Annotated in this window: 4 protein-coding genes; all 4 read right to left on the bottom strand. The window is 73.1% G+C overall.

Translation table 11 applies throughout. The annotated features are described in order from the left end of the window. Nucleotides 1–64: 64 nt before the first annotated feature. Entirely contained in the window at nt 65–1,123 is a 1,059-nt protein-coding gene (locus ACIQIB_RS25200; RefSeq protein ID WP_363604143.1) for an NADP-dependent oxidoreductase, read from the bottom strand. Next, on the bottom strand, nt 1,120–2,877 hold the full coding sequence (locus tag ACIQIB_RS25195; RefSeq protein WP_400653511.1) for a phytoene desaturase family protein: 1,758 nt from the start codon (nt 2,875–2,877) through the stop codon (nt 1,120–1,122). The genes ACIQIB_RS25200 and ACIQIB_RS25195 overlap by 4 nt, the downstream gene beginning before the upstream one ends. Nucleotides 2,878–2,953: 76 nt before the next feature. After that, the gene (locus ACIQIB_RS25190; protein ID WP_400760767.1) at nt 2,954–4,144 is read right to left on the bottom strand and encodes a cytochrome P450; all 1,191 of its coding nucleotides are present in this window, start codon (nt 4,142–4,144) and stop codon (nt 2,954–2,956) included. A gap of 127 nt (nt 4,145–4,271) precedes the next feature. After that, nucleotides 4,272–13,646: an amino acid adenylation domain-containing protein gene (locus ACIQIB_RS25185; protein ID WP_400760807.1), complete on the bottom strand. Its 9,375-nt coding sequence runs from the start codon at nt 13,644–13,646 to the stop codon at nt 4,272–4,274. Nucleotides 13,647–13,789: the final 143 nt, after the last annotated feature.

The following is a 13,789-nucleotide window of genomic DNA, read 5'->3' as shown; positions in this document are numbered from 1 at the left end:
GGGCCGGGCGCCCCGGGTGAAACCCGGGCGGGAGAGGGCTCCGCGCCCTCCCCCGCCCGGGGGTTCACACCTCGACCAGCACCTTGCCCCGGTTGGCCTCCCGGTTCGTGTAGAGGCTCCGGTAGGCCTTCGGGATCTGGTCGAAGCCCTTGTGGACGGTCTGGTGGTAGCGGATCTCCCCGTTCCGGACCAGCCCGCCGAGGTCCTCGTGCATCTCGGCCAGCTTCGGCTCGGTGAACCACTCCTGGGCGAAGATCCCGCGGATGGTGGTGCGCGGGAACATGATGTACGGCAGCAGCCGGGGCCCGGTCAGCTCACCGTTCACCGTGGTCGCCCACTGCCAGCAGACGGCGACCCGGCTGTCCACGTTGAGCATGGTGAACACCGCGTCGGTGACCGTCCCGCCCAGGTTGTCGAAGTAGCGGTCGACGCCGTCGGGCGCGGCCGACAGCAGCGCCGCGCGGACCTTCTCGGCGTCGTCCGCCTGGTCGTAGAGCACCACGTCGTCGAAGCCGAGCGACTTCAGGTACTCGGCCTTGCCCGGCGAGGCGGTGGTGCCGACCACCCGGCCGGCGCCGGAGCGCCTGGCCAGCTGGCCCACCAGCGTGCCGACCGAACCGGAGGCACCGCTGATCACCACGGTGTCGCCGGGCCGGACGTCCAGGAACGTGGTGAGCGTGCCCCAGGCCGTCATGCCGGGCGCGCCCATGATGCCGAGCGCGGTGGAGAGCGGCAGCCGCTCGTCGTAAAGGGCCGGGTCGAGCCGGCGGTAGGCCGGGAAGACCATCGGGAAGATGCCGGTCTGCCACAGCTCCTCGGCGCCGTTGTGGACGACGTGGCTGCGCCAGCCGCCGAACCCCTGGACGAGCTCCCCGACCTCGAAGGCGGCCTCCGGACCGGCCTCCAGCACCTCCATGATCGAGTCCGCGCCCATGTGGTGGCCGATCGGCGTCTCCAGCGCGAGCCCGTTCTGGTACGGGTCGACGGAGACGTACCGCGTCCGGAACAGCATCTCGTCCGGCCGGAGGTCGATGTCGGCCTCCTCGACCACCTTCCGGTAGATCCGGTCGACGTCGGGCACGCCGTCGAGGTGCTCGCGGACCACCCACTTCTCGATCTTCATGCCAGGGCCCCTGTCGATACGGCGTCGGAGGAATCGGTACTGGACGGGATCTTCTCGACCGGCCCGGCCTGGTGCGGCGGCCGGCCGACGGGGAGGATCAGATGGGTGGGCAGCGGTGCGCTGTCGTCGATCTCGGCGGTGAACTCCCGCCCGTCGTCCCGGCAGACGAACTGCATCACGTGCCGGCCGGCGGCGGCGGCCCGGATCAGACCGCCGATGGTGGCCCAGACCCCGGAGAGGTAGAAGTCCGAGAGCCCCGGCAGCACCGGGCCGTTCTTCTTGATCTCCTCCTCGACGGTCTCGCTGCCCTCGACGAACGGGTTCCAGCCCGGGAAGGTGCCGTCGTAGACGCCGGTGTAGCGGACCTGGGTGAGCGGGGTCGAGACGTCCGCGACCGCGACGGCGGCCTTGAAGCCGGGGAAGCGCTCGTCCAGGAAGGAGACGATGCCGTTGCGGACCTTGCGCTTGGCCGCCATGTACTCCCGGCCGTGCTTGACCGGCAGGGTGTGCAGCTCCTCGCCGCGCCGCACCCGGGAGGACTGCTCCGGCCCGTCGTGCAGCGCCCGCCAGGGAGCGATGTCGGAGAAGTAGGTGGCGAACACCACGGTGCTCTCCCGGGGCGCCAGCTCCGGGTAGTGCCGGGTGCGGAACTGCACGTTCATGCTCGGGCAGCGGATTCCGGTGAGCTCGCCCGTCTGCTGCTCCGTCAGCAGGTAGGTGGTGCACGGGTCCCCCTCCGGGAAGGGCTTGCGCAGCCCCAGGAAGAGCGAGACGTAGCCGGGCGACAGCTGGCCCGGCTCGTCGATCAGCGAGGTGTAGAGCCGCCGGTAGGTGTCGTTCAGATAGCGGCCCTTGAGCAGCTTCATCACCGTGGTGTGGCCGTCGGCCGCGGAGACCACGATGTCGGAGCGGAACACCCGGCCGTCGCTGAGCCGGACGCCCACCGCCCGGTCGTCCTCGACCAGGATCTCCTCGACCTTGGCGTTGTAGGTGATCTCGCCGCCGAGCTTCCGGTAGCGCTGCTCGATCGAGCGCGCCAGGCCGAGCGAGCCGCCCTCGGGCACCCCGGCGGCCTGGTTGGCGTGCGAGGCCAGCTGGAAGTAGAACGGCAGCACCGGGAAGGCCGGGTGCCTCTCGTAGAGGATGAAGTTGAACGCCTCACGCAGCAGCGGCTCGCGGAAGCGCTGCGAGTAGTCCGTCATCAGGACGGTGATCGACTTGCGGATGGTGTTGAAGTACGGGAGGAACGAGGCCAGCATCCGCCAGCGCTCGATCCGGCCCATCAGCCCGACCGGCTTGAGGAACGGGTAGACCGCCAGCGCCCTGCGGAAGGTCCGGATGCCGTTGCAGAACTCCCGGATCGGGGCGGCGTCGGCCGGCGAGATACCCAGCAGATGGGCCTCCAGCCGGTCCGGGTCGGAGTAGAAGTACACCGCCCGGCCGTCCCGGCCGCGGACGATGTTGAACACGTCGAAGTGCCGCATCTCCTTGCCCTGGAGGGCGCCGAGCTCCAGCCAGATCTGGTACATCTCATTGCCCGGGCCGTTGCCGAGCAGCCAGCTGATGCACCAGTCGAAGGTGAAGTCGCTGCGGTCCCAGCCGGTGCAGGACCCGCCGGGGATCTCGTGCATCTCGAAGATCTGGGTGCGGTACCCGTTCATCCGGGCGTAGCAGCCGGTGGAGAGCCCGCCGAGGCCGCCACCGATGATGATCATCGTCTCTCTGGTCCGTCTGTTCTCTGTGCCCTTGGGCATTCCGAGGCCTCCTCGTCGTCCTTGCCCCTGCTCGGTGGCGGTCACCGGGGGTTGGTGGTCACCAGACTCACCGGGCTCACCAGGCGACCGGGAGCGCCTGCAGCCCGTTCACCATCGCGTCCGCTTTCCAGCGCAGTTCGTCCTCGGGGACGGCCAGCCGCAGGCCGGGCAGCCGCCGCAGCACCGTCTCGATCGCCACCTGGAGCTCCAGCCGGGCCAGATGGGCGCCGATGCAGTAGTGCACGCCGTGGCCGAAGCCGATGTGCGGGTTGCCGGGGCGGTCCAGGACGAGCCGCTCCGGCTCCTCGAAGACCTCCGGGTCGCGGTTGGCGGCGGCGGTGGCGATCATCACCGCGTCGCCGGCCCTGATCGTCACCCCGCCCAGCTCGACGTCGGCGGTGGCGTACCGGGGCAGGCTGAAGCCGGTGAGCAGCGGCACATAGCGCATCAGCTCCTCGACGGCCTTCGGGATCAGCTCCGGCTGCTCCCGGAGGCGCCGCAACTCCTCCGGGTTGACCAGGAGCTGGTAGAAGAAGTTGCCGATCTGGTTGGTGGTGCTGACGAAGCCGGCGATCAGCAGGTCGCAGGCGATCGAGAGCAGTTCCTCCTCGCTGATCAGGCCCTGCTCGCGGCAGGCCCGGACCAGCACGGTGAGCAGGTCCTCGCCGGGCTCCCGGCCGCGCAGGTCCAGCACGCCGGCCATGTACTCGATGAACGCCTGGCCCTCGGCCACGAGCACCTCGCCGGGTGTGACGGCGGAGAGCACGGTCTCGGCCCAGTCCCAGAGCATCCGGTGGTCCTTGGCCGGGATGCCGAGCACCTCGCAGATGATGGTGGTCGGCATCGGGATCGCGAAGTCCTCCACCAGGTCGGCCGGCTGACCGGCGGCGAGCATGCCGTCGATCAGCTCCCCGGCCAGCTCCCGGGCCCGGGCACGCAGCCGTTCGACCCGGCGGGCGCTGAACTCCCGGGCCACCAGCGAGCGCAGCCGGGTGTGCTCGGGCGGCTCGGTGGAGAACAGGCCGGCGCCGCTGCGGGCGACCGGGCGCATCCGCGGCTGGTCCTGGCCCATCGCCTCGGCGAGGCTGAAACGCGGGTCCGCCAGGACGGTCCGCACGTCCTCGTAGCGGGTGACCAGCCAGGCGCCGTCGCCGTACGGCAGGCTGATCCTGGCGAGCGGCTGGTCGCGCAACTCGGCGTAGCGGGGGTGCAGTTCGAGACCGAGCGGCTCGAACGGGTAGGACAGCGGCTGGTGCTGCCTGGGCATGAGGTGGTCCACCTCTCGTGTGGGACTGCCAGGACTGCCGGAACTTCCGGAACTGCCGGGGATTTCGGGACGGCCGGGGCTTTCAGGGCCGCCGGGGCTTTCGGGACGGCCGGGGGCGCGGGTGGTCTCAGGAGGCATGGACGGCGGCTCCGGTGAGGATGTCGCGGGCCAGACCGGCGTTGCGGCCGATGAACTCGCGGTCCAGCATCTCGGCATGGGCGCCGAAGCCCTTGAACACGGCCGTCCCGGTCGTCGAGCTGCCGTGCCAGGCGCCGCGCTCCCCCGCCGCGTACAGGGCCACCTTCTCGTCGTCGGAGATCACGCTGACCGGCGCGGTGATCACCCCGAGGTTGGGCGTCCGGCTGCAGAACCGCAGGTAGTCCTGGGCCTGTTCGCGGGTTTCCTGGGCGACGATGTCCGAGCCGGTGTGCCGCTGGAGGTGCTCGGCCAGCTCCCGCTCGAAGGCCTGGACGTGCTCGTCACCGAGGGTGAAGGACTCCGGGATCCGGTGCGAGTCCATGATCACCACATTGGGGACGGCCCGGCCGCGCAGCTCCAGCTCCTTGGCCACCTCGAAGGCGAGGTTCCCGCCGAGCGAGTAGCCGAGCAGGGCGCAGGGGCCGTCCGGCTGGACGGCCTCGACCAGGTCGGCGTACCGGGCGACCTTGTCGTCGCCGGCCACGTAGTTGAAGGCGACCATCCGGTACTCCGGCAGGTGCGCCGCGAACTGGCGGTAGACCAGGCCGTGTCCGCCGGCCGGCGGGAAGCAGAAGAGGGTCTGCTGCTGCTCCTGGTTGAACCAGAGGTAGGGCTGGGCGCCCTCGATCCGGCCGGTGATGATGTGCTCCACCGTCCTGGCCATCCCGTGCAGGGTGGTGACCTTGAAGAGCTGGCTGACCGGGATGCTGATGTTGAACTCGCTCTGCAGGCCGTGGATCAGCTCGATCAGCTTGATCGAGCTGCCGCCGGACTCGAAGAAGTCGTGCTGGAGGCCGACCTCCTCGATCCCGAGCAACGCCCGCCAGTGCTCGGCCATCCGGACCTCGTAGAGGGTGACCGGAGGCTCGGCCGCCTCGGCGCCCGCGTCGGCCCGCGGCGCGGGCAGCGCGGCGACGTCCACCTTGCCGTTGGCGGTGAGCGGCAGGGCGGGCAGCTCGGTGAAGTGGGCGGGGATCATGAAGGTCGGCAGGTAGCCGGCCAGGTGGCGGCGGAGCTCGCGGCGGTCCAGCGTCCGCCCGGGGGCGGGCACGCAGTAGGCGCAGAGCACGTTCTCGCCGCCCGGGTCGGGCCGGACGGTGACCACCGCCTCGGCCAGCTCGGGCCACTCGGCGAGCTGGGTCTCGATCTCGCCCAGCTCGATCCGGTGGCCGCGCACCTTGATCTGCGAGTCGGCCCGGCCGAGCAGGTGCACTCCGCCCTCGGTGTCCCAGCGGGCGAGGTCCCCGGTGCGGTAGAGCCGGACCGGCTCGGTGCCGTCGGCGCCGCCGAGCGGCAGGGTGACGAAGCGGCGGGCGGTCTGCTCCTCGTCGCCGACGTAGCCGAGCGCCACACCGGAGCCGCCGATCCACAGCTCCCCGGGGACCCCGGGCGGGACCGGGCGGCCCTGCTCGTCCAGGAGGTAGAAGGCGCTGTTGGGGAACGGCCGGCCGATCGGGACCATCCGGCTGGGCTCCAGGGTGTCGGCCGGGCCCTCGAACCAGGCGCTGTCGATGGTGGCCTCGGTCAGGCCGTAGGAGTTGACCAGCCTGGTCCGCGGACCGCAGAGCGCCCGCAGCCGCTCGTACTCCTCCACCTTCCAGACGTCCGAGCCGACCACCAGCAGCCGCATGAAGTCCAGCCGCCGGCCGGCCCGCTCGCAGTGGCTGATCAGGGTGCGCACCACGGCCGGGACGAACTCGCCGGCGTCCACCCGCTCGGCGCGCATCACCTCGTACAGCCGGGCGGTGTTGAACAGCAGCTCCCGGCCGACCAGCACCAGGGTGCCCCCCGAGCAGAGCGCCCGGACGACGTCCCCGGTGAAGACGTCGAAGGAGAGGCTGGCCATCTGGAGGTGGACCCGGGCGTCGGTGTCCAGCCGGTACTCGGCGCGCCAGGCCTGGTAGGCCGAGGCCAGGTTGCGGTGGCCGACCCGGACGGCCTTGGGGCGGCCGGTGGAGCCGGAGGTGTAGATGACGTAGGCCGGGGCGTCGAGGTCCGCCGGCTGGTCGGTGAAGTCCGGGGCCGGCCCGTCCGGTTCGGCCGTCCGCTCCAGTTCGGCCGTCCCGACCACCCGGGCGGGCAGCCCGCCGAACCGCTCGGTGTCGCCGACCACCAGGGCGGCGCCCGCGTGCTCGACCATGTAGGCCAGCCGGTCGGCCGGGTGGCCCGGGTCGAGCGGCAGATAGGCGGCGCCGGTGCGGAGCACGGCCAGCAGGGCGACGATCTGCTCCGGCGACTTGTCCAGGCAGAGCGCCACCACCGAGCCCGGGCCCGCACCCAGCGCGCGCAGCCGGGCGGCGGCCCGCCGGGAGCGCTCGGCCAGCTCGCCGTAGGTCAGCCGGGCGGTCGGGCCGGACTCGGCGGGGGCGGCCACCGCGAGGGCGCCGGGGTCGGCCGCGGCCGCCCGCAGGATCAGCTCGTGCACCGGCTCGTCGTGGGCGACCTGCCGGTCGGCGCCGCTCCACTGCCGCAGCACCACCGCGCGCTCCGCGCTGCCGAGCAGCTCCAGCCCGGTGGCCGGCTCCCCGGCGCCCGCCCGGGTCAGCCCGTCCAGCAGGTTGACGTAGTGCCCGGCGAGGCGGGCCATCGTCGCGGGCAGGAAGAGGTCGGTGTTGTACTTGAAGACGCAGTGGAAGCGGCGCTCCGCCTCGTCCTCGTAGGCGGACAGGGTGAGGTCGAACTGCCCCTCCTCCTCGGGTAGTTCGATGTACTCCAGGCGGTAGCCGTACTTCTCGGTGGCGACCTTGTGGGTGAGCAGGATGAACATCGCCTGGAAGACCGCCGAGCGGCTCGGGTCGTGCTGCAGACCGAGCTTCTCCACCAGCAGGACGAACGGGTACTCCTGGTTGTCCAGCCCGCCCAGCACGGTGGTGCGCACCTGGGCCAGCAGCTCGGCGACCGTCGGCGAACCGGCCAGACTCGCGTGCAGCGGCAGCGGGTTGACGAAGTAACCGTAGACGCCGGCGAACTCCTCGTCGGTGCGGCCCGTCACCGGGCTGCCGACGATGATGTCCTCCTGGCCCGAGTAGGCGTGCAGCAGCAGGTAGTAGGCGCTGAGCAGCACCATGAAGACGGTGACGTTGTGCTCCCGGGCCAGCGCGTGCACCCGGGCGCTGAGCTCCTCGTCCAGGACGAAGAACTCGGAGGCGCCGTTGTGGGTCTGGACGGCCGGGCGCGGCCTGTCGGTGGGCAGGCTGAGGATCGGCACCTCCGCGGGCAGGTGCGAGCGCCAGTAGTCGAGCATCCTCGGCGCCTCGCGGCCGGCCAGGAACGCGTTCTGCCGGTTGAGGAAGTCCAGGTAGCGGGCGGCGACCGGGGGCAGTTGGGGCGCCCGGCCCTGTCGCAGCCCCTCGTAGACGGCGAGCAGCTCCTCGATGAAGGTGAAGGTGGAGATCGCGTCCGAGATGATGTGGTGAACGGCCTTCATGATCACCCAACGCTCCGGCCCGCGTTTGAACAGCCGGAACCGCACCAGCGGATCGCGCTCCAGGTCGTACGGCTTGCGGTACTCCCGCACGATCATCGCGTGGATGTCGTCCCACTCCAGGCCCTGCACGTCGAACACGCCGAAGTCCGGCTCGACGGCGGCGGAGACCCGCTGGACGGCCTGGCCGCCGTCGAGCACGAAGTTGGCCCGCAGGCTGGGGTGGCGCTCGACCAGCGTCCGGAAGGCGGTGGCCATCAGCTCCGGCTCCAGCTCCACCCGGACCTCGACCGCCCCGCCGATGTTGTAGGCGAAGCCGTCCGGGTTGAGCTGCTTGAGGAACCAGAGCGCCTTCTGGTTCTGCGTCAGCGGGTGGTTCGACTCGTCCTCGTACCGGACCGCCTCACCGACGGCACCGCCGGTGCCGTCGTCCTCCAGCAGCTCGGCCAGCCCCTCGTAGAGCTGGGCGACCAGCTCCCGCACCGGCGCGTTGCCGAGCAGCGCCACCACCGGCAGGGCGGTGCCGAGTTCGGTGTTGAGCCGGGCCCTCAGCTCCATCGCGAGCAGCGAGTCCAGGCCGAGGCCGCTCAGGCCGGTGGCGGGCTCGATCTGTTCGGCGGGCACCCGGAGCACGGCGGCGGCGAGCGCGGCGAACCGCTCGGTGAGCAGCGCCCGGCGCTCCTCCTCGCCGGCCGCCCGCAGCTCCTCCAGCAGGCTGCTCCGCGGGGCCGGAGCGGCCTCGCGGGCGGCGGCGGCCAGCTCGGCGACCAGCGGCGGCGGGGCCGGGTACCAGGAGAGGAAGGTCGGCCAGTCGACCACGGTGGCGACCAGCAGCTGGGCGCGGTCCTGGCCGAGCACCCGCTCCAGCACCGCCATCCCGGCCTCGGGGGCGAGCGAGCTCATGCCCCGGCTGTTGCGGTAGTGGTCGATCAGGCCGAGTTCCTCGATCATGCCGGTGGCCCACGGCCCCCAGTCCAGACTGAGCGCGGGCAGGCCGAGGGCCCTGCGGTGGTGTGCGAGCGCGTCGAGGAAGGCGTTCCCGGCGGCGTAGTTGGTCTGGCCCGCGGTGGTCAGCAGCGAGGCGATCGAGGCGAACAGCACGAAGTGGTCGAGTGGTTCGTCCGCCAGCTGCCGGTGCAGCGCGAAGGCCCCGAGCACCTTGGGGCCGTGCACGGCGTCGAACACCTCGCGGTCCAGCTCCGGCACCAGGGTGTCGCGGACCTGCCCGGCCAGGTGGAAGACGCCCCGGATCGGCGGCGAGGCCAGCGCCCGGTACCCGGCCAGCCAGGCGGCGAGCGCGCGCTCGTCGGTGACGTCCAGCGCCACCGGGACGGGCTGGGCACCGAGCGCCTCCAGCTCCCGCAGGAAGGCGACACCGCGCCCGGCGGGGCTCTGCGGGTCGAGGTCGCGCCACTGCTCGCGCGGCGGCAGCGGGCTGCGGCCGGCCAGGATCAGCCGGCGGGCGCCGCGCCGGACCAGCGTGCGGCAGAGCAGCCGGCCGAGCGCGCCGAAGGCGCCCGTCACCAGGTAGCTGCCGTCCGGGCGCAGGCTGGGCGGCAGCGGCCCGGTCAGCCCCTCGGCCGGGCGCAGCCGGCTGGTCAGCCGGCGGCCGGCGCGCAGCGCGATCTCGTCCTCGTCGGCGCGGGCGAACTCGCGCAGCAGCGCGGCCGCCTCGTCGGCCGGCGCCGCGACCGGGCCGAGGTCGATCAGCTTGCCCGGGTGGCCGGGCAGCTCCTGGTGGCGCAGCACCCGGCCGATGCCCCAGGCGGGGGCGCCCAGCGGTTCGACCGGCTCGCCGGGGGTGGTGGCCTGGGCGGCCCGGGTGACGATGTGCAGCCTGCTGCCGGGCAGTTCGGCGGGCAGCAGGGCGGCGAGCGTGATCAGGCTGTACGCGCCCGCGGCGGTGTGGCCGGCCACGGTGGCGTGGTCGGCGTCGGCCAGGACCGGCCGGTCGAGGTTCCATAGGTGGACGACGGCGGCCGGATCGGGGGCGCCGCCGGCCCGCCGGTCGGCCAGCAGCCGGCCGAGGTCCGCGGCGGAGCCCGGCTCGACGGTGGACTCGTGCCCGTCGGCCGAGCGGTGGTAGCCGGTGCCCGCGCGGACCAGGTGGCAGCTGCCGCCGCGCGCGGTGATCCGGGCGGCCAGCTCGTCCGCGACACCCCCGGCGTCGGCGAACAGCAGCCAGTGGTCGGGGTGTTCGGCGAGCAGGTCGGCGTGGTCGGGCTCGTCCGCGAGCGGTGTCCAGGCCGGTTCGGCGAGCCAGCCGTCGATGGTGGCGAGGCCGACGGCGGTGGAGGCCTTCTCCACGTCGGCGGCCCGGAAGCCGCCGACCCCGCCGAGCGGGGCGCCGTTCCCGTCGTAGACGGCGATGTCGCCGACGATTTCGTCCCCGCTGTCGCGGGTGACGGTGGCGTGCACCCAGAGCGGCTGTTCGCCGACCGCGTCGAGGCGGACCTCCTCGATCGAGAGCGGCAGCTTGATGCCGGTGCCCGCCGGGCCGACGGTGAGCAGCTGCGGCGTCAGCAGGGTCTGGAAGAAGGCGTCCATCAGCACCGGGTGCACATGGTGGCCGCCGCCCTGCCCGGCGATCGCGGCCGTCGGGCGGACCAGCGCCAGCGCCTCCCCGGGGCCGATCCAGACCTCGGCGATGCCCCGGAACGCCGGGCCGTAGTGGTAGCCGAGGGCGGCCAGCCCGGTGTAGCAGTCGGGGCCGGCCAGCCGGCGGGCGGCCCGGGCGCGGACCAGGTCGGCGTCCAGCCGGTGGGCCGGGCGGCGGCGCTGGCCGGGGCGGATCGTTCCGGCGGCGTGCACGGTGCGCTCCGGCCCGTCCCCGGTGAGGGTGCTGACGGTGAAGCCGCCGTGCTCGGCGGAGACGGTCAGCTGGACGGCGCGGCTCTCGTCGTCGGGCAGGAAGAGCGCCTTGCGCAGCTCGATGCCGGCCAGGGCGGCGTCGGTGCCGCCGGTCAGCGCGCGAACCGCCTGGACGGCCATCTCCAGATAGCCGGCGGCGGGAAAGAGCACATTGCCCTGGATCCGGTGGTCCTCCAGGTAGGGCAGTGCCTCGGCATCGAGCCGGGCCTCCCAGGCCGGTTCGGCACTGGCCAGGCGGCGGCCGAGCAGCGGGTGGTCCAGCAGGCCCCGGCGGACCTGCTCGACCGACCGGGGCTCGACCCAGTGGCGGTCCCGCCTGAACGGGTAGCGCGGCAGCGGCACCGGCCGGCCGGCGGGCTGCAGGACGGACCAGTCCACCTCGACGCCGAGATTGTGCAGGGTGGCCAGCGAGGCGGTGAAGCAGGCCCGTTCGTCCTCCTCCCGGCGGATCGAGGACAGGGTGCGGACCGCGGGCCGGTCGGCGTCGCCGGGGCGGGCCTCCACGGTCTCCTGGATCGCGCGGCCGAGCACGGGGTGCGGCCCGATCTCCAGGAAGAGGCTGTACCCGTCGTCGGCGAGCCGCTCCACGGCCTGCTGGAAGCGGACGCTGTCGCGGACGTTGCGCCACCAGTAGGCGGCGTCCAGCTCGGTGCCGTGCGCGGTGCCCTCCCGGCCGGTGAGGTAGAGCGGCACCTGGGCGGGACGGGCCTTGAGGTCGGCGAGCGCGTCGAGCAGTTCGTCCTTGATCGGGTCCATCTTGGCGCTGTGATAGGGCACTTCGACGGTCAGCGGACGGGCGAAGACCTGCTCCGCGGTGAGCGCGGCGGCCAGCTCGGCCAGCGCGGACTCGTCCCCGGCGAGGGTGAGCGAGGTCGGGCTGTTGATCGCGGCCACCGAGACGGCGCCACCGTACGGGCGCAGCCGGCGGACCGCCTCGGCCTCCGAGAGGGCGACGGCGAGCATGCCGCCGGTGCCGGCCAGCCGCTGCTGGAGCCGGCTGCGGTGCACCACGACCTTGACCGCGTCGGCCAGGTCGTAGACACCGGCCTGGTGGAAGGCGGCGACCTCGCCGGTGCTGTGGCCGACGATGGCGTCCGGGCGGACGCCCCGGCTGCGCCAGAGGGCGGCGAGACCGGTCTGCAGGGCGAAGTTGGCGGGCTGGGCGAGCCAGGTCTCGGCCATCCGGGAGCCGGCCTCGTCGGCGGCGAGCTCGTCGAGCAGCGACCAGCCGGCGAGTTCGGCGAGGTGCTCGGCGCAGCGCTCGACGGCCTCGCGGTAGACCGGCTCGGTCTCGAACAGCCGGCGGCCCATCGCCCACCACTGCGGGCCCATGCCGGTGAAGACCCAGGCGAGTCGGCGGTGCCGGGCCTCACGGCGCTGGTCGGCCAGCACCCGGGGGTGCGGCTCGCCGCGCCGGTAGGCGGCGAGCGCCTCGTCCAGCGACGTGCGGGAGTCGTACACCACGGAGAGCCGGGCGTCGAGGTGCTGGCGGCGGTGGGCCAGGGTGTGGCCGAGGTCGGCCAGGGCGACGGGGGTGCCGCCGTAGCCGCCGGCCAGCTCGGTCTGGATGCCGGCGGCCAGCTCGGGCAGGGCGGCGGCGTCGCGGGCGGTGAGCGGCAGGACGGTGCAGCCGGTGGGCCGGTCGTCGGTGGGCCGTTCGGCCGTGGGCTGCCCGGCGGTGGACTGGTCGGCGGTGGGCTGGTCGGCGGTGGGCTGGTCGGCCGGCTCGGGGGCGGCCTCCAGCAGGACGTGGGCGTTGGTGCCGCCGAAGCCGAAGGAGTTGACCCCGGCCCTGGCGGGGCCCTCGTGGGCGGGCCAGGGGGTGGGCTCGACCGGGATCCGGTACGGCAGGGTGGCCGGGTCGATCGCCGGGTTGAGCCGCTCCAGGTTGATGTGCGGCGGGATCACCCGGTGCTTGAGCGCCAGCGCGGACTTGATCAGCCCGGCCAGGCCGGAGGTCGACTCGGTGTGCCCGATGTTGGTCTTGACCGAGCCGACGTAGCAGATGTCGCCCGGGCGGCGGCCGACCGCGAGCGCGCGGGCGAGGGCGTTGGCCTCGATCGGGTCGCCCACGGGGGTGGAGGTGCCGTGCGCCTCGACGTACTGGAGGCTGCCGGGGACGATGCCGGCCTCGGCGCAGACCCGCTCGATCAGGGCGACCTGGGCGTCCGGGTTGGGCACGGTGATGCCGTTGGTGCGGCCGTCCTGGTTGACGCCGCTGCCGATGATGACGGCGTGGACCGGGTCGCCGTCGCGCAGTGCCTCCGAGAGCCGCTTGAGCGCGACCACGGCGACGCCCTCGGCCCGGACGTAGCCGTCCGCCGAGGCGTCGAAGGTGCGGGAGCGGCCGTGCGGGGAGAGGAAGCCGCCCTTGGTCTCGGCGATGGTGTACTGCGGCGCGATGTGCAGCAGGGTGCCACCGGCCAGCGCGAGGTCCGTCTCACCGCGCAGCAGGCTCTGGGCGGCCAGGTGGACGGCGACCAGGGAGGAGCTGCAGGCGGTGTCGAGGGAGACGCTGGGGCCGCGGAAGTCGAAGCAGTGCGAGATCCGGTTCGACACCATTGTCATCATGGTGCCGGTGGCGGTGTGGGCGGCCAGGGTCTCGAAGGAGAGGTCCGAGAACTGGACGATCTTGTAGTCCAGGGTGAACGCGCCGACGTAGACGCCGACATCGCGGCCGGCCAGCTCGCCCGGCTTCTGCCCGCCGTCCTCCAGCGCCTCCCAGGCGACCTCCAGCAGCTTCCGCTGCTGCGGGTCCATGTGGTCGGCCTCCCGGCCGCTGATCCCGAAGAACGCCGGGTCGAACTCGTCGAAGCCGTCGATGTAGCCGCCCCGGCCGCCCACCAGCCGGCCGGGCTTCGCCTTGTCCCGGCTGCCCAGGGTGGCCACGTCGTAGCGGCTGCGCGGGGTCGGCGTGAGGCAGTCCTTGCCGTCGACCAGGTTCCGCCAGAACGACCGGTGGTCATTGGCTCCGCCCGGCAGCCGGCAGCCGATCCCGATGATCGCGATCTTCTCCGGCTCGCCGGTGGAGACCGCGGAGGAGGCGGGGCCGGTGGGAGCGGCGGTGACGGCGGTGGCGATGACGGAGGCGGCGGCGGGAGTGGCCAAGGTGGCGGAGGCGGAAGGGCCCGAGGTGTCGGGGCGGCCGGTGG

It is taken from the genome of Kitasatospora sp. NPDC092286 (genome assembly GCF_044755565.1).
In the GTDB taxonomy this organism is placed as follows: domain Bacteria; phylum Actinomycetota; class Actinomycetes; order Streptomycetales; family Streptomycetaceae; genus Kitasatospora.
The sequence above is the reverse complement of the archived record's forward strand: the minus strand, read 5'-3'. Positions and strand labels throughout refer to the sequence as shown.

What these genes read in the sequence shown, in the direction of transcription:
- ACIQIB_RS25200 (WP_363604143.1), bottom strand. Translation starts at nt 1,123, where the DNA reads ATGAAGATCGAGAAGTGGGTGGTCCGCGAGCACCTCGACGGCGTGCCC.
- ACIQIB_RS25190 (WP_400760767.1), bottom strand. Translation starts at nt 4,144, where the DNA reads ATGCCCAGGCAGCACCAGCCGCTGTCCTACCCGTTCGAGCCGCTCGGT.
- ACIQIB_RS25195 (WP_400653511.1), bottom strand. Translation starts at nt 2,877, where the DNA reads ATGCCCAAGGGCACAGAGAACAGACGGACCAGAGAGACGATGATCATC.